Genomic DNA, 18,408 nt, shown 5'->3' with positions numbered 1-18,408 from the left:
GTAAAAAGCAGAAACGGAGTGATCAGTATGGCAGCAACCATGAAAGATATTGCCAAGCGGACGGGACTTGGGCTTGCGACGATTTCTTCTTATTTTAATGGCGGAAACGTAAGAGAAAAAAACAGAGTAAAGATCGAGGAAGCCATCGAGGAACTGCACTATGAGGTCAATGAGGTGGCAAGAGGCCTGAAGACCAATGCCACCAAGACCATCGGGGTAGTGATCCCGGAGCTTAATAATACCTTTTGTGCGGAGATCATCACAGGAATGGAGGATGTGCTGCGAAGCCACGGATACGCCACCATTGTCTGTGACTGCCGTACCGATAAGAAACTGGAGCGGGACGCAGTGGAATTTTTAAGCCGGAAACGTGTGGATGGGATCATCAGCATGCCGGTGGATGCTGAAGGCAATCATCTGAAAAAATTCCAGAAAACCGGGAAGCCCATTGTACTCATTGACCGAAGAATACAGGAGCTTTCCTGCGACAGTGTTCTTGTGGACAATGAGAAGGCGGCCGAGGATGCCATGAGAGTTTTTTTTAAGGCAGGACACCGTAAGATCGGGATTATCGGCGGCCCGGAGGAAATTTCCACGGCGCAGGAACGTCTCCAGGGATACCGAAGCGCATATGAAAAAGAAAATCTTCCGGTACGGGAATCTCTGATCTATCACGGCGACTATACCATTCAGGGTGGCGTGAGAGGAATCGAGAAACTTGTGGCGGACAATCCGGATATGACAGCCGTATTCGTTACCAACTATGAGATGACCATGGGGGCGGTGATCGGAATGAATGAGCTGGATCTGAAAATTCCGGAACAGCTTTCCATGATCGGTTTTGATAATCTGCAGTTTGCCAGAGCCTGCAGCCCCAAGCTTACCATCGTGGCACAGCCTACATCGGGCATTGCCAGGGAAGTGGCGAGCATTATGCTGAAACGGCTGGGAGAGGCAGAGAGCGAAGAAACGGAGCCGATCACAGAGAAGCTTGGCGCGGAAATTATTATGGGGAAATCCGTGCGTGTGCTAAAGGAGAAGGAGAATTCATAATGAAACCATATTTACTTGGTATTGATATCGGCACCAGTGCCTGCAAGGTTGCGGTTTTTGAAAAGTCAGGAACCGTAGTGGCAGCAGCCAATGGTGATTATCCGGTATATTATCCGAAAGAAGGCTGGGCAGAGCAGAATCCGGAAGAATGGTGGAGTGCTGTCTGTCAGGCAGTAAAAAAAGTGATCGAAAAAGCCGGGATCCAGCTGGAGGAGATCGCAGGTATCGGCATTGACGGCCAGAGCTGGTCCGCCATTGCCATGGACAAGGACGGAAATGTTCTTACAAACACTCCGATCTGGATGGATACCAGAGCACAGTCCATCTGCGACAGACTGAACGAAGAAATCGGAGCGGACAAGATTTTTGAAGTATCCGGTAATTCTCTTCAGCCATCCTACACAACCGCAAAGATCCTCTGGTACAAAGAAAATCTCCCGGAAGTTTACGCAAAGATCGACAAGATCCTGCAGTCCAACAGCTACATTGCCTACAAACTGACCGGTGTGATGAGTCAGGATGTTTCACAGGGATACGGCCTGCACTGCTTTGACATGAGAAAAGCAGCCTGGGATGAGGAAATGTGCAAAAAACTTGGAATCCCCATGGGATTTCTTCCTGAGATCTGCGACTGTGACCATGTTGTGGGAACGGTTACAGAGAAAGCAGCAGAAGAATCCGGCCTTGCTGTGGGAACACCGGTTGTTGCCGGCGGTCTGGATGCGGCATGTGGAACGCTGGGGGCCGGAGTGATCCATCCGGGAGAGACACAGGAACAGGGCGGACAGGCCGGAGGAATGAGTATCTGCATGGACGAGTACAAGGCAGATCCCAGACTGATCCTCGGATATCACGTAGTTCCGGGACAGTGGCTCCTTCAGGGCGGCACAACCGGCGGCGGTGGTGTCATGCGCTGGTTTGAACGTGAGTTCGCAGATTATGAGCGCTCTGTAGCTGAGGAAAAAGGGTCTTCCCTGGATCAGCTCAATGAGATCGCGGAAAAAATTGCTCCAGGCAGTGACGGTGTGGTATTTCTTCCATATATGTCCGGCGAGCGTTCCCCAATCTGGAACCCGAACGCAAAAGGTGTATTCTATGGACTGGATTTCGCCAAGACCAAGGGCCATATGGTACGTGCCTGCATGGAAGGCGTGGCACTTTCCCTGAAGCACAACCTGGAGGTGGCAAAGGAAGCAGGAGCAGATGTGGAAGCTCTCCGTGCAATGGGAGGATCCGCCAATTCTCTTCTCTGGACTCAGATCAAATCCGATATTACCGGCAAGCCGATCGTAGTACCGTCATCCGATACAGCCACAACCCTTGGCGCAGCGATCCTGGCAGGTATTGGCGTTGGAATGTATCAGGATTATGATGAAGCCATCCGCCTTACCGTAAAAGAAACAAGAAGACATGAACCGAACCCGGATAACAGGGCCGTTTATGAGAAAACCTATAAAACCTATTTAAATCTCTATAAATCTCTTGAACCTATGATGAGAAATGAGGAGGAAAAATAATCATGAAAGCAGCAGTAGTAGTAGCAAATGAAGATGTCCAGTACCAGGAAGTGGAAGAACCACAGGTAACTCCGGGTCACGTAAAGATCAAAGTAAGATATTCCGGAATTTGTGGATCTGATATCCCTCGTGTATTAAACCACGGCGTACATTTTTATCCGATCGTACTTGGACATGAGTTTTCCGGTGATGTAGTGGAAGTCGGAGAAGGCGTTACCAAGGTAAAAGTCGGCGACCGTGTATCCGGTGCACCGCTTCTTCCATGTATGAAATGTGACGACTGCCAGAAAGGTAATTACTCCCTCTGCAAACATTACAGCTTCATCGGTTCCAGAGAGCAGGGAGCAAATGCGGACTATGTAGTAGTTCCTGAGAAAAATGCCGTACCGTTTGCAGACAATGTTCCATATGAGCAGGGCGCTATGTTTGAGCCTGCAACCGTAGCCATCCACGGTGTATTCCAGAATGATTACCACGGCGGTGAGTATGTGGCAATCCTGGGCGGCGGTACCGTTGGTATGTTTACCATGCAGTGGACAAAGATCTTCGGCTCCAAGAAAGTCGTAGTTTTTGATATCAGCGATGAGAGACTTGCCCTTGCAAAACGTCTCGGCGCAGATGAAGTCATCAACACAAAAGAAGAAGGCTACATGGAGAAGGCCATGGCCATCACAGGCGGCAAAGGATACGGCTTTGTATTCGAGACAGCCGGACAAGTTCCTACTATGCACATGGCATTTGAGCTTGCTGCAAACAAAGCCCATGTATGCTTTATCGGTACTCCTCATGAGAACCTTACTTTCACACCGAAACAGTGGGAGAATATGAACCGTAAAGAGTTCAAACTTACCGGTTCCTGGATGTCCTACAGTGCACCATATCCGGGACGTGAGTGGGATCTGACCGCGCATTACTTTGCAACCGGCCAGCTGAAATTTGATCCGGGCTTCATCTACAAGAAGATCCCGATGAGCCAGGCACAGGAAGCATTCCAGCTGTTCAAGACCCCGGGCCTTGTAAAAGGAAAGATCCTTCTTTCCAATGAGGAAGACTGATATGATCCTGACTGTAACGTTAAACGCTGCCATTGACAAGCGTTATGTAGTAGATGATTTTAAAGTGGGCGAAGTGAACCGGGTACGGGAATGTACCTATGTTCCCGGCGGAAAGGGACTGAATGTCTCCAAGCCGGCGTCCATTTACGGTGCCGAAGTGGTTGCCACAGGTTTTGTGGGCGGCCACGCAGGCAATTATATTGAAGATGCCCTGAAACCTTTTGGCATCAAGAGCGCTTTTTACCATGTGGACTCGGAGAGCCGTTCCTGCATCAATATCTGGGATGAAGTGAATCACGTGCAGACCGAATTCCTGGAGCCGGGATTTACTCTCACAGAGGCAGACTTTGAGGGATTTGAGAAAAAATTCCGCGAGCTTGTAAAAGACGCTTCTGTTGTTGCAATGTCCGGCAGCGTGCCCAAAGGACTTGACGGAACTGCCTATCAGCGTCTTGTGAAGATTGTCAAAGACGCAGGAAAACCGGTGATCCTGGATACCAGCGGAAAGCTTCTGGAAGAGGGAATCAAGGCAGCACCAACACTGATCAAGCCCAATATCGACGAGATCCGAATGCTTACGGGAAAGCACTGTGATGACATCAACGATATCATCGAAGCGGCAAAAGCCATCCATGCCGGTGGCGTGGAGATCGTAGCGGTTTCTCTTGGAGCAGATGGCTCCTTGGCAGTTGGCGAGGAGGGGATTTTCCGTGCGATAGTTCCGAAGATCGATGCAGTAAATACTGTAGGCTGTGGAGATTCCATGATCGCAGGTTTTGCCCTTGGATTAAGCGAGGGACTTTCCCTGGAAGAGACCCTGCGCAGGGCCAGCGCGATCTCAGCGGCAGCAGCCATGCGTGAGGAGACCGGTTTCTTTGTGATGGAAGATATGGAGAAACTTCTTCCACAGATTGAAATCAAAAAATTATAGAGGCTGTAAAACAAGTTTATAATAAGAAAAATTTTTTCATAAAAAAGGAGATGTAAAGATGGCAGAAGTTATCAATCCGGCAATCGTGCCGAAAGTGACACTTCCTTCCGGCGAACAGGTTCCATGCGTCGGAATGGGAACCTTCGGTTCCGACCGTGTATCCGCCGAGGATGTATCTGCAGCTGTTGCAGGCGCGATCCGCAGTGGTTACCGTATGTTCGACTGTGCCGCATGCTACGGAAACGAGCATGAGATCGGCCAGGTATTTAAGGATGCGTTCGACGAAGGCGTTGTAGAGCGTAAGGATCTCTTCATCATGACAAAAGTATGGAACGACATGCACAGAAGAGTAGAGGAAGCCTGTGACAAGAGCATCAAAGACCTTCAGTGTGACTATGTGGATATGTATTATATCCACTGGCCATTCCCGAACTATCATGCACCGGGATGTGATGTAGATTCCAGAAATCCGGATTCCAAGCCGTTCAGTGTTGAGGAGTTCATGGATACATACCGTCAGTGCGAGGCTCTGGTAGAAAAAGGAAAGATCCGTTACATCGGTATTTCCAACATGACCATTCCGAAACTTGAGGCAGTTCTTCCACTTATGAAGATCAAACCTGCAACCTGCGAGCTTGAGCTGCATGTATGCTTCCAGCAGCAGGAGCTTTATGATTATCTGGTAGCACATAACATCCAGCCGGTAGGTTACATGCCGATCGGTTCCCCACGCAGACCTGAGAGAGATATCTGTCCGGAGGATGTTGCGGATCTGGAAGTTCCGGAAATGCAGGCAATCGCAAAAGCACATGGTGTTCATCCGGCTCTGATCGCTCTGAAATGGGCACATCAGAGAGGTGAGATCTCCATTCCGTTCTCTGTCCATAACTATGCAAGCAACCTGAAATGTGTCACCGAGGATCCTCTTACAGATGAGGAAATGGCAACCATCGCAACCCTGGAAAAAGGCAACCGTCTTGTAAAAGGACAGGTATTCCTGTGGCATGGTGCAAACGACTGGCATGACCTCTGGGATGAAGATGGCGTTATTGTAAAATAAATCGCGGAACAGCCAGCGTAATATTGTATACGATGAAATCCCGTGTCCAATATATTGGACATGGGATTTTTTGCACAGTACTGCCTGTAAAGTGGACTAAGAAACTCCGTTGTAAATTATCAACAAACATGTTACCATGTAGAAAGAATTAACAGTTATTGTTTACATAGAAAACAGTAATTTTTAACAATGTAAATGGCAGATATAGTGGGAGGTATCTGCCAGGGGGATGTACAAAAAAGCAACAGAAACTGAACAGAGGGGGACGACAGAAATTATGTATCGTATTTTACTGGTAGACGATGAGATACTTGTTCGCGATGCGATCCGGGAGAATATTGACTGGAAAGCCATGGACTGCGAGCTGGTAGGAGACTGTGACAACGGGAAGGCAGCAGCGGAATTTGTGCAGACCCATCCGGTAGACATTGTACTTACAGATATTCTTATGCCATATATGGATGGTATGGAACTGAGCCATTTTCTCCATGATAACTATCCGGATATTGTAATTGTGATCTTCAGTGGATTCGGTGAGTTTGAATATGCCAAGAAGGCGATCCAGTATGACGTCAGTGAATACATGCTGAAGCCTGTAACTGCCATGGAACTCCGTGCAGTCATCGAAAAAATGAAGAAAAAAGTGGATCAGCGAAGAGAAGAAAAACAGAAAATCGAGCGCCTGACGCAGACATCGGAGAACTATCAGAAGAATGCGATTGTGATCCGGTCCAGAGCACTGCAGGCTTTTGTGGAAAACATTAAAACAAGAGAAGAAAGCCTTGAGGAACTTTCCGGGCTTGGAATCAGTCTGGAAGCTGCCTGCTATCGCGTGGCGGCGTTTGATCTGGATCTGTATTCGGACGGAACACAGATCACCGCAGAGAAAAGGCAGGAGAGTGCACTGATGTCCTTTGTCCTTTTTAATGTCAGTGATGAGATTGTAAGCAGGGAGAAGGCAGGTGTTGCCTATCAGGAAGGAAACAATAAGGTCTGCGTATTGTTTATGGGAAACCGGACCAGAGAATTTGGCGAAAAAATTATGGAAATCTGTCAGATGATCCAGTCCAAGCTTAAAGAGCTGATGGCTCTGGATGTTTCAATCAGTGTGGGAAGCTGGGCAAGGACACAGCAGGAGCTTCTGGTGTCTCATGAGCTGGCAGAAAAGGGAATCGAATACAGATATCTTCTTGGTGGAAGGCTTCTGATTGATATGGAGGAACAGCCGGAGGAGAATACGCTTTCCATAAAGAATGTCGTAGAGGCTCTGGTAACCGCACTGAAAACAGGCAGGAAAGAAAATGCGGATCATATTTTAGAAAAAATTTCATCCGACATCAAAGCGGCACGCGTGGATAAGAGCAGGGCCTGTGTTTATCTGCAGCAGATCATCCGTGCAGCAGACGAAACCTGCGAGGATATGGTTCCGGACAGTAAGCTTTTTTCCAAAAGAGAAGCACTTCTGCAGCAGGTCACAGAGCAGAATTCTTTTGACAGTGCATTTGAACTGGTAAAATCTCATGTGGGAGAAATTTTTCAGACGCTTTCCGATGCCAACAGTTCCAGCGGACAGCGCCAGGCAAGACTTGCCCTGGACTATATTCAGAAGAATTATATGGACCCGGATTTAAGCCTGAACAGTATCTGCTCCTATCTGAATATCAGTACCAGTTATTTTAGTACGATTTTTAAAGATCTTACAGGAGAAACATTTACAGAAGTTCTGATACGTACCCGAATGGAGAAAGCGAAGGAGCTTCTGGAAAATACAACCATGAAGAATTATGAAATTGCCGAAAAAGTCGGATTTGCAGACCCGCATTACTTTGGAATCTCCTTCAAAAAAATGACAGGCTGCACCCCGACAGAATATGCAAGGGAGAAACGTAAATGAGAGATATCCGGTTTGCGGCAAAGATCATAGGAAAATTCAAAAGTATCCAGAGCGCGATCTTTGCGGTGGTGACGGTGCTGCTTTTAAGTGCGGTGCTGGTTATAACCGGTGTTTCTATGAGATATACCCGCAATTCTATTTTTGAAAATTCCTCTGTCTACACCCAGAATATCGTGCAGCAGATGAATCAGAATATAGATTCTTATATTGACTACATGGAAAATATTGCTTATATGATCTCCAGCAACGAGGATGTGCAGCAATATCTTTTCGGCGAAAATGTGGACGATGACACAAGAGAACGTCTGATCAACCAGTTCAAGACAATTCTGGACGGGCGAAGTGATATCCGAAATCTGGGAATCATTGGAATTAATGGGCGGAAACTGATCAACGACGGCAAACAGTCTGTGAATCCGGATCTGAAACTTTCCACCCAGGAGTGGTACCTGGATGCTTTGCAGAAGCCGGAAGGCCCGCTTCTTACATCTTCCCATGTACAGCACATCATCAGCGGAGAACGCCCGTGGGTGATCACTTTAAGCAGGGGAATCCGTAATTTTTCCAACAGTGGTGAGAAAGAGGGAGTCTTTTTTATTGACCTGAATTACAGTGCCATCAGTGAACTCTGTGATCAGAATACGATTGGGAAAAAGGGATATGCATTTATTCTGGATGAAAGCGGAAATATTGTATATCATCCGCAGCAGCAACAGCTTTACAATGAATTGCAGACGGAGAATATCGACCTGATCGTGGAATCAAAAGAAGATACGGTGCGTACCGGAAAGGGAAACAGAGGAAAGCTGTATTCCATTTCCAGATCCAATAAAACCGGATGGACCGTTGTGGGCTGTATGAGCGTCAGCGAGCTTCTGCGAAAAAGTAATCAGGCGCAGAGTATTTATGTACTTATATCTGCACTTCTGATGATCGTGGCTCTGCTTTTTTCAAGATTTCTGGCAAAGAGTCTTACCTATCCCCTTCAGCGTCTCAGGGATTCCATGTCCAGGGTACAGGAGGGGCATTTTGACGGAGCAGATGTGGAGATCGATTCAGAGAATGAGATCGGAAGCCTGACGAAATCTTTCAATATGATGACACATAGGATACAGGATCTTATGGAGCAGAACGTGAAGGAACAGGAAGCAAAGAGAAAAAGTGAGCTTAAGGCCCTTCAGTCCCAGATCAATCCTCATTTTCTCTACAATACCCTGGATTCGATCATCTGGATGGCAGAGGGCAGAAAGTACGAAGAGGTTGTTCTGATGACAGCATCCCTGGCGCGTCTTCTTCGTCAGAGCATCAGTAATGAAGATGAAGTGGTTCCTCTTGCAAGGGAAGTGGAGTATGCCAAGGGTTATCTTACGATCCAGAAGATGCGTTACAAGGACAAGCTGGAATTCGAGATCGATGTAGAACCTTCTATATTAAATATCCCTCTGATCAAGCTGGTTCTCCAGCCGATCATTGAAAATGCCATCTATCATGGACTGAAATATAAAGAGAGTAAGGGACTTTTGCAGGTAAAAGGCTTTATGAAGGACGGAAATGCAGTTCTTCAGGTGATCGACAACGGTGTAGGTATGGATGAGGAAACATTGTCACATATTTATGATAAGCATAAGGTGAATTATCATTCCAATGGTGTGGGTGTTTACAATGTACAGAAACGTCTGAAGCTTTATTATGGAGAAAATTACGGGATCACCTATGAAAGTGAAAAAGGTGTCGGAACCACTGCCACGATCATCATTCCGGGAATACAGGAGGAATCAATATGAAAAAACATAGAAAACTCCTGACTTTAGGAGTGGTCATCTGCCTTGTGGCGGGGCTTGTAGCCGGAATAGTCTATTATAAACAGGTAGAAGAAGAGAGAAAACTATCGCTGATCTATATTCCGAAGGTTGTGGACGGTACCAATGATTTCTGGACATCACTGATCCAGGGGGCGGAGATGGCTGCAAAGGAATATAATGCAGATATCCGCGTATGGGCACCTGAGGAAGAGAATGATGTGGATGGGCAGAACAAGCTGATCGAAAGGGCAACAGAAGAAAAACCGGACGCGATCCTGATCTCGCCGTCCAGCTTCACTGAATCCGACCAGCTTTTGAAGAAGGCAAAGGAACAGGGAATACATATCGCATTTATTGATTCTTACACACAGGAAGAGGTCCAGGATCTTACCGTTGCGACCGATAATCTGGAAGCGGGACAGATCCTTGGCAGGTTTGCGAAGGATCTTGTGGGAACGGATGATCAGATTGCGATCGTTTCACATGTAAAGGGTGTATCTACAGCAGTTGAAAGAGAAAAAGGTTTCCGGACAGGACTTGGCAGTCTGAAGGATAATATCGTAGATGTGGTATACTGTGATTCTCGGTATGACAAGTCCTATGAGCTTACAAAAGAGCTGATGAAAAAATATCCGGATCTCAAGATGATCGCGGGAATGAATGAATATTCCTCTGTAGGTGCTGCAAGAGCAGTAAAGGCAGCAAAAGCAGAGAATCGGATCAGGGTGGTGGGAGTAGACAGCTCACAGGAGGCCGTCCAGCTGATGGAACACGGAATCTTCCAGGGAATCGTTGTACAGAAGGCATTTAAAATGGGGTATGTGGGTGTTCGGGAAACTGTTAAGATGCTGCGTGGAGAAGACTATAAGAAGAATATTAATTCCGGGTGCCAGCTTGTGACTCCTGACAATATGTATACCAGTGAGATCGAAAAACTGCTTTTTCCGTTTAATACGTTAAAAACATATGGTGATCTTACACCGTAAATAGTCATAAATGCACAAAGAAAAAGGTTAAATATTTACCATACAGTAAATATTTAACCTTTTTTTGAAAGATATTCTATTACAATTATTGATTTTTGACGGTATTATAATAACCAAGAAAACACAAGATACGTGCAAAACGTGAGGAGGGTAAAAATTGGAAAACTTAAAACAAAATCCAATCGTTAAGAAGCTCGGATTGAACAGAATACTGCTTGTCTGTGTTCTGATTCTTATGTTCCTGGTTTTTAAAGTAGTTCTTGGAAACAAGTTTCCGGCTGTTGATAGTATCAGATCTACTTTGAACTATGTGTACTTCCTGGGCTTTTTGTCACTTGGCGTTACATTCGTAATCGCTACAGGAGGAATCGATTTCTCCATCGGACCTGTAATGTTCTGCTGTGCACTGGTATCCGGTTACTGCATGACATCTTACAAGGTTCCATGTGCAGTTGCCATGATCCTTTGCATTCTGATCGGTCTCTGCTTTGGTATTTTCAATGGCTGGATGGTTTCTTACATGTCAGTGCCACCATTCATTATTTCCATGGCATCCATGAACATTGCAAAAGGTATTGCTTCTGTATTCACAAAAACACAGTCCGTAAGCTGGCCGGCAGCCAGTGAGGCAAACGGCTGGTTCCGTAATATCGTTTCCGTAAATGGCTTCCCTGTAGGAATTGTTATTTTCCTGGTAATGGCAGTTATCTGCGGTATCGTTCTTTACAACACAAAACCAGGACGTTACATCCTCTGCCTTGGATCTAACAAAGAGGCTGTCCGTCTTTCCGGTGTCAACACAAAGAAATGGGAAATGCTTGCTTATATGATCTGCGGATTCCTGGTAGGTATTGCAGCACTCTTCTTTGTAGCTACATACACAACTGTTCAGCCAGGTTATGGCGATCAGTACAACAATGAGGCTATTGCAGGCTGCGTTATGGGTGGTACATCCATGGTTGGTGGACTTGCTTCCATCGGCGGTACTGTAATCGGCGTATTTATCATCTCTCTTCTTCAGCAGGGCATTATGGCATTTGGCCTTGGTAAAGGACAGCAGATGATCATCACAGGTATCATCGTTATCGTTGCAGTTTATATCGACGTTTCTGCAAGACGCAGAAAGAACTGATCTTAGAGGGAGGATGCGACAATGGGTGAAGTTATTTTAACTATGAAGGACATTGATAAGTCCTTTCCTGGAGTTCATGCTCTGGATCACGTTAATTTCGAAGTAAAACGCGGCGAAGTACATGCACTTATGGGAGAAAATGGTGCCGGTAAATCAACACTGATGAAGGTTCTTACCGGTATTTATCAGAAGGATTCAGGTTCCATCGTTTACAAAGGACAGGAAACAGAATTCCACAATACACGTGAGGCACAGGATGCCGGCGTTGTAATCGTACATCAGGAGCTGAACATGGTAGGTGATCTTACTGTTGCTCAGAACATCTTCATCGGACGTGAGCCGAAGAAGGGTTTCCGCATTGATGACAAAAAGATGATCGAGGATTCCAAAAAGCTTTTTCAGGATCTGAACATTGAGATCAATCCGAAAGAAAAGATGAAAAACCTGACAGTCGGAAAACAGCAGATGTGTGAGATCGCAAAAGCAATTTCCCATAAAGCTGAGGTTATCATTTTTGATGAGCCTTCCGCAGCACTGACAGAGAAAGAGATCGCGGACCTGTTCGAGATCATCCGTGACCTTCGTAAGAAGAATCTTGGTATCGTATATATCTCTCACCGTATGGATGAGATCAAGACCATCACAGACCGTGTAACCGTTATGCGAGATGGTGGATATGTAGGAACTCTGATCACAAAAGACAGTACAAAAGAAGATATCATCAACATGATGGTTGGTCGTGTTATTTATGAAGATCCGAAACAGCAGAGTGCAGTTCCGGCAGATGCACCGGTAGTTCTTAAGGTTGAACATCTGAACGCAGGAAAGATGGTTCAAGATGTAAGCTTTGAACTGAAGAAAGGTGAGATCCTTGGTTTCTCAGGACTAATGGGGGCAGGACGTACCGAGACAGCCAGAGCACTGTTCGGAGCAGACCCGAAACAGAGTGGTAAGATCTCTGTTATGGGTAAAGATGGACAGCTTCACGAAGTTACCATCAACAGCCCGCAGGATGCTGTTAAATGTGGTATCGGTTATCTGTCAGAGGACAGAAGAAGATATGGCTGTGTTGTACAGAAATCTGTAACAGAGAATACAACACTGGCAACCATGGAAGAGTTTACCAATGGTATTTTTATCAACAAGGCAAAAGAGAAACAGGTTGCAGAGAAATATGTAAATGAGCTTGCAACAAAGACACCGACCACCGATCAGCTGGTAGTAAACCTTTCCGGTGGTAACCAGCAGAAGGTTGTTATTGCTAAATGGCTGACACGAGACAGCGATATCCTTATTTTCGATGAGCCGACAAGAGGTATCGATGTTGGTGCCAAGAACGAAATCTACAAATTAATGAACAGACTGGCAGCAGAAGGCAAATCCATTATCATGATTTCTTCTGAGATGACAGAAGTTCTCCGAATGAGTGACCGTATCATCATCATGTGTGAGGGTAAAGTTACCGGATGTATTGATATCTCCGAGGCAACCCAGGAAAACATCATGGACAAGGCCACACGGAATATCAATTAAGGAGGAAAGTCATGACTAAGAAGAAAAAAAGTATTTTAAGTGATCAGAGATTTATTGTTTTGCTCGTTATCATTGTCCTGTGTGCGATATTCTCAGGCTTGAGTAAAGAATTCAGACAGTACACCACGATCCTGAGTATGCTGGATTTCTCATATTACGATCTTCTTATGGCGATCGGAGTTACATTCCCGCTTATCACTGGTGGTGTTGACCTGTCAATCGGAACTGGTATGGTAGCATACGCACTGATCGCAGGAACACTGATCAGAAACAACAATTGCCCGGTAGCTCTGGCAATGCTGATCTGTATTGTTCTGGGTATCGCAGTCGGTGCACTGAACGGTGTACTGATCGGTGTTATGAACCTGCCGCCATTTTTGGCAACACTTTGTACCTGTATGATTACCCGTGGTGCCGGATCTCTCTGCAGTGCGACACCTTGGCCGGGACTTACACAGCCGGGCGGATGGTTCCATACCATCTTCAAGGTAACAGTTGGTACAGGAAGAAGCGCTTCCCGTTATCCACTTGGTTTCCTCTGGATGATCATCCTGGTACTGGTTATGGAGTACATCCTGAACCACACAAAATTCGGTCGTTATACAATTGCAATCGGTTCCAACAAAGAGGCAGCAGCCCTTTCCGGAATCAATACAAAGTTCTATCACGTAATGGTATACGTTGTCTGCGGTCTGTTTACAGGTCTTGCGGCAATCGCATACGCAGCAGTAACACCTACTGTACAGCCTGGTACTGGTGCCGGACTTGAGATGGATGCTATCGGTGGTGTATTCGTTGGTGGTGTAGCAGCTACCGGTGGATATGGTTCCGTGATCGGTACATTCGTTGGTATCTTCGTCATCATGCTTCTGAAAACAGGTCTTCCATACATCGGCCTGCAGGCAAACTGGCAGCAGATCATCACAGGTATCGTTCTGATCGTAGCCGTTCTGATCGATATCCTGAAAGAGAAAAAAGCAGCACACTAATATTAAGAAGTGTGGTACAATAAGCAAGGGTGCTGTTCACAGAGAAATGTGAACAGTATCCGATAATCAAAGATGTGAAACGCCAAGGGGTAGCAACGGCGTATGAACATAAAAAACTATATAATATATTTTAAGGAGGAAATATTATATGAAAGCAAAAAAGGTTATGGCATTAATGCTCTGTGCAGCAATGGTAACAAGCATGAGCGCAACAGCAGCTTTTGCAGCTGAGGAGAAAGAAGATGCAGCAACAGAGGAATCCGCAGATTCCACAGCAGCTGAGGATCCTACCGCACAGTTCGACGGACTGAAAGCAAACGAAGCTTATGAGTTCCCGATGATGGTTAAATCTTTCCAGTCTACATACTGGGATGCAGCTCAGGAAGGTATGAAGAAAGCATCTGAGGAGCTGGGCGTTACTTATAAAGCACAGGGACCGAACAGTGAGTCCGATATCGCTGACCAGGTTAACATGATCAACACAGCTATCGGCTCCAATCCTGTTGGATTAGGACTTGCAGCTTGCGATACATCTTCTGTTCAGGATGCTCTTAAGACATGTGCAGAAAAAGGTATCCCGGTTGTAACTTTCGATACAGGTATCGCTGATGCTCCGGAAGGATCTGTAGTATGCGAGGTTTGTACAGACAACGCACAGGCTGGTGCAGTAGCAGCTGAGAATATGTACAACTCCATTAAAGACGTTGTTAAAGATGCTGACGGACAGGTTATCATCGGTGAGGTTAACCAGGATGCAACAGCTCAGAACATTCAGCAGCGTGGTACTGGATTCATCAACAAGATGATCGAGCTTCTTCAGGCTGATGGCAAGACTGTAGCAGTAAGCGGTAACGAGTTCTATGTTAACGCAGCAGAGGGTGCTGATGCTGATGCTAAAGACGCAGACGTTGTTATCCAGGTAGCTGTTCCGGCACAGACAACTGTAGAGCTTTGCTCCACAGAGGCTCAGGCAATCCTTTCCCAGGAGAACTGTATCGCAGTATTCGGTTCCAACCAGGTTTCTGCAGAGGGTGTTCTTGCAGCAAATGCTAACCTTAACGTTCTTGGTTCTGACCCGGCAAACGGTGATGTAGTTGGTGTTGGTTTCGATGCTGGTTCTATCATCAAAGCAGCTGTTAAAGATGGCACATTCATCGGTGCTGTTACACAGTCTCCTCTTATGATGGGATACTATGCAATCTACGCTCTGACAGCAGCAGCAAACGGCCAGGAGCTTCAGGATGTTCCTACAGACGGTTACTGGTATGATGCAACAAATATGGAAGACGAGGATATTGCTCCTAACCTTTATGACTAATCATATAATCGATCAGATCGTGAAGTTGTAATGAACGCGGATTGCGTTCACGAACGTAAAAATAAGAGATCCGCTGGCTGATTCAGTCAGCGGATTTTTTAAACAAATAATGCAGTAGTTCATAAATAATCGCTGTATTATTTGCAAATAAAGACACTTTTTTTGACAAAAGAGGTTCTTATCACCGGAAGGATCCTGATGTATGATAAATACAACATCAGATATGAAAGTGATCAGAAGCTTACATATTGAGGAGGATTTAAAAATGGCAACATATTATTTAGCAGTAGATATCGGAGCATCCAGTGGACGTCACATTCTGGGACATATGGAAAACGGAAAAATGATCCTGGAAGAAATCTATCGTTTTGAGAACGGCATGGTTAAGAAGGATGGAGAGCTCTGCTGGGAGTTTGACCGCCTTTTCAACGAGATCGTAAATGGTCTTAAGAAATGTAAAGAGATCGGCAAGATCCCGGTAAGCATGGGTGTTGATACCTGGGGTGTTGACTTCGTGCTTCTAGACAAGGATGACAAGGTTCTTGGCAACACGGTAGGCTACCGTGATCATCGTACAGAGGGAATGGACGAGGAAGTTTATAAGACAATTTCCCTGAAGGATCTGTATGCAAGAACCGGTATCCAGAAAGCAATCTACAATACAGTATATCAGCTGATGGCAGTGAAGAAGAAACATCCTGAGTATCTGGAGCAGGCTGAGACACTTCTTCATGTACCGGACTACTTCCATTTTCTTCTTACAGGCGAAAAAACTTGCGAGTACACAGAGGCAACCACAGGACAGCTTGTATGCCCGACAACCAAGGACTGGGATTATGAGCTGATCGATATGCTGGGATATCCAAGAAAGATATTCCAGAAGCTGATCATGCCTAGCACAAGCATCGGACATTTAACAGACACAGTGAAGGAAGCAGTTGGCTTTGATCTTGAGGTTGTAGCACCGGCTACACATGATACAGGGTCTGCAGTTCTGGCTGTGCCTGCAAATGATGACGATTTCATTTATATCAGTTCCGGAACATGGTCTCTGATGGGAATCGAGAGAAAAGAAGCAGACTGCTCTGAGAAGAGCTGTGAGATGAACTTCACAAACGAGGGTGGATATGCAGGACGTTTCCGTTATCTGAAGAACATCATGGGTCTCTGGATGATCCAGTCTGTACGTCATGAGTTTGATGATGCGTACAGCTTTGCACAGATCTGCGAGATGGCTGAGGAGGCAAAAGACTTCCCGTCAAGAGTAAACGCAAACGATGAGTGCTTCCTTTCTCCTGAGAACATGACAAAAGAGGTTCAGGACTACTGCCGCAGAACAGGACAGCAGGTTCCGGAAACTCTTGGCGAGATTGCAACCGTTATCTATACAAGCCTTGCAGATTGCTACGCTAAGATCGCAAAAGAAATCGAGGAGATGACAGGAAGAACCTACAGCCGTATCCATATCGTAGGCGGTGGTTCCAATGCAGGATACTTAAATGAGCTGACTGCAAAAGCTACAAAGAAAGAAATCCATGCAGGCCCTGGTGAGGCTACTGCAATCGGTAATATCACAGCACAGATGCTGAAGGCCGAGGAGTTTAAAACGATCGAGGAGGCTCGTACAACCATCCATGAGTCCTTCGGTATCAAAGTATACAAAGCATAAATAAAAATAACTGGAGGTTTTATTATGTTAGTTAACACAAAGGCAAAAGTTGGTGTATTTTCAATTGCTTTAGGCGCATATCTTCCGCAGTTCCCGTCACTGGTGCCGGAATTTGAGGCACAGTACGACGCATTCAAGAAAACGATCCCGGATACAGTAGAGATCGTTGACGGCGGAATGGTGACAACAAAAGAGCAGGCAATGGTGGCAGGAGATAAGTTCCGTGCAGCAGATGTTGACCTTGTATTTCTTCAGATGCTGACATACGCAACATCCTACAACATGCTTCCGGCGATCCGTGATCTGGATGTTCCGGTTGTTCTTGTAAACGTTCAGAAGATCAAAGCGCTGGATTATGAGCACACTGACATTGCCTCCTGGCTGGGTGAAGGCTATGCATGCGGTGCTGTAGGCGAGGCAGTTGCTGACCTTGAGAGAGCAGGCAAGAGACATGCGGTTATCACAGGCGTTGTAGAAGGCGGAGATCCTGCAGTTCAGGCTGAGATCGAAGACTGGTGCAAGGCTGCTCAGGTAAGAAGAAGATTCCGTGAGACTAACATTGCGCAGATCGGAAGACCATATCCGGGTATGATGGATCTGTATATTGATGAGACAAACCTCTATAACAGAATGTTCCTCTACACAAAACAGTTCGACTGGGAGAAGATGTGGGCGATCGCTGATGATATTACAGATGAGGAGGCAATCCGGGCAAAAGCACAGGATATCCTTGATACATTCGATATTGAGGGCGGCGGCACCATTGAGAAAGTATGGGATATGGCCAAATACGTTGTTGCTTTTGAAAAATGGGTAAAGGACGAACATCTTGGAATGATCGCTTCCCATTACGACGGATTTGCACAGGGTAAAGCAGGTGTCCTTGACAGTATGTTGATCCCGGCATTTTCCATGCTGATCAAACAGGGTACTGCATGTGCGGTAGAGGGTGACATGAAGGTTGCCATGGCAATGAGTATCTTAAAGACAATTTCCGGTACAGGCCAGCTTTCTGAGATGTACTCCATCGATTTCAACGATGACATCTGCATCATCGGACATTCCGGAAGCGGTGACGCTGACATCTCCGACAAGAAACCAACCATGAAAATCGTGCCGGTATTCCACGGCAAAACAGGCGGCGGATACCTGACACAGTTCTATCCATACACAGGCCCTGTAACCTACCTTGCAATCACTCAGGATAAAGACGGAAACTTCAAGTTCGTTGTAGCTGAGGGTGTAAACGAGGAAGGACCGATCCTTTCCTTCGGTGATACAAACATGAGAACACGTTTCACATGTGGAGCAAGAGAATTTGTAAATCGCTGGAGCGAGGCTGGCCCGACACATCACATGGCAGCTGCTACAGGAAGACACATCGACACAATCCTGAAAGTTGCAAAAATCTTCAACGTACCGGTAGATATCGTAACAAGATAATTATCAGTATCACAAAAAACGATAAA

At 46.0% G+C, this 18,408-nt stretch carries 14 protein-coding genes; all 14 read left to right on the top strand.

Annotated features, from left to right (window positions below; translation table 11 throughout):
• The first annotated feature begins 27 nt into the window (after window positions 1-27).
• Window positions 28-1,053, top strand: coding sequence for a LacI family DNA-binding transcriptional regulator (locus tag G5B12_RS00260; RefSeq protein ID WP_021977841.1), 1,026 nt, complete (start codon window positions 28-30; stop codon window positions 1,051-1,053).
• Window positions 1,053-2,570: a xylulokinase gene (gene xylB / locus G5B12_RS00255; protein ID WP_174087535.1), complete on the top strand. Its 1,518-nt coding sequence runs from the start codon at window positions 1,053-1,055 to the stop codon at window positions 2,568-2,570. The genes G5B12_RS00260 and xylB overlap by 1 nt, the downstream gene beginning before the upstream one ends.
• Window positions 2,571-2,572: 2 nt before the next feature.
• Window positions 2,573-3,625, top strand: a complete 1,053-nt coding sequence (locus G5B12_RS00250; RefSeq protein WP_021977843.1) for a galactitol-1-phosphate 5-dehydrogenase — start codon at window positions 2,573-2,575, stop codon at window positions 3,623-3,625.
• A 1-nt stretch (window position 3,626) separates the two neighbouring features.
• Window positions 3,627-4,556 carry a 1-phosphofructokinase gene (pfkB, locus tag G5B12_RS00245; RefSeq protein ID WP_119247781.1) on the top strand — a complete coding sequence of 310 codons (930 nt, stop codon included), beginning with the start codon at window positions 3,627-3,629 and terminating at the stop codon, window positions 4,554-4,556.
• Between the two features lie 58 nt (window positions 4,557-4,614).
• The gene (locus G5B12_RS00240) at window positions 4,615-5,616 is read left to right on the top strand and encodes an aldo/keto reductase (RefSeq protein WP_118061951.1); all 1,002 of its coding nucleotides are present in this window, start codon (window positions 4,615-4,617) and stop codon (window positions 5,614-5,616) included.
• A 277-nt stretch (window positions 5,617-5,893) separates the two neighbouring features.
• Complete coding sequence (locus G5B12_RS00235; protein ID WP_021977846.1) at window positions 5,894-7,510, top strand: response regulator; 1,617 nt, start codon at window positions 5,894-5,896, stop codon at window positions 7,508-7,510.
• Window positions 7,507-9,294, top strand: a complete 1,788-nt coding sequence (locus tag G5B12_RS00230) for a cache domain-containing sensor histidine kinase (RefSeq protein WP_174087534.1) — start codon at window positions 7,507-7,509, stop codon at window positions 9,292-9,294. The genes G5B12_RS00235 and G5B12_RS00230 overlap by 4 nt, the downstream gene beginning before the upstream one ends.
• Window positions 9,291-10,298, top strand: coding sequence for a substrate-binding domain-containing protein (locus G5B12_RS00225; RefSeq protein WP_118070956.1), 1,008 nt, complete (start codon window positions 9,291-9,293; stop codon window positions 10,296-10,298). The genes G5B12_RS00230 and G5B12_RS00225 overlap by 4 nt, the downstream gene beginning before the upstream one ends.
• Window positions 10,299-10,455: 157 nt before the next feature.
• A complete protein-coding gene (locus G5B12_RS00220; RefSeq protein WP_118070955.1) occupies window positions 10,456-11,430 on the top strand; it encodes an ABC transporter permease in 975 nt (324 codons plus the stop codon).
• Window positions 11,431-11,451: 21 nt separating this feature from the next.
• A complete protein-coding gene (locus tag G5B12_RS00215; RefSeq protein ID WP_174087533.1) occupies window positions 11,452-12,963 on the top strand; it encodes a sugar ABC transporter ATP-binding protein in 1,512 nt (503 codons plus the stop codon).
• An 11-nt stretch (window positions 12,964-12,974) separates the two neighbouring features.
• On the top strand, window positions 12,975-13,952 hold the full coding sequence (locus G5B12_RS00210) for an ABC transporter permease (RefSeq protein WP_118061946.1): 978 nt from the start codon (window positions 12,975-12,977) through the stop codon (window positions 13,950-13,952).
• A 148-nt stretch (window positions 13,953-14,100) separates the two neighbouring features.
• Window positions 14,101-15,270: a substrate-binding domain-containing protein gene (locus tag G5B12_RS00205; RefSeq protein ID WP_118070954.1), complete on the top strand. Its 1,170-nt coding sequence runs from the start codon at window positions 14,101-14,103 to the stop codon at window positions 15,268-15,270.
• Window positions 15,271-15,535: 265 nt separating this feature from the next.
• On the top strand, window positions 15,536-16,939 hold the full coding sequence (rhaB, locus tag G5B12_RS00200; protein WP_174087532.1) for a rhamnulokinase: 1,404 nt from the start codon (window positions 15,536-15,538) through the stop codon (window positions 16,937-16,939).
• A 24-nt stretch (window positions 16,940-16,963) separates the two neighbouring features.
• Window positions 16,964-18,382, top strand: a complete 1,419-nt coding sequence (locus tag G5B12_RS00195) for an arabinose isomerase (RefSeq protein ID WP_118061944.1) — start codon at window positions 16,964-16,966, stop codon at window positions 18,380-18,382.
• Window positions 18,383-18,408 lie beyond the last annotated feature (26 nt).

This window comes from Blautia sp. MSK.20.85 (genome assembly GCF_013317245.1).
Lineage (GTDB): Bacteria > Bacillota > Clostridia > Lachnospirales > Lachnospiraceae > Blautia_A.
Note: the sequence above shows the minus strand (reverse complement) of the source record. Positions and strands in the feature narration are given on the sequence as shown.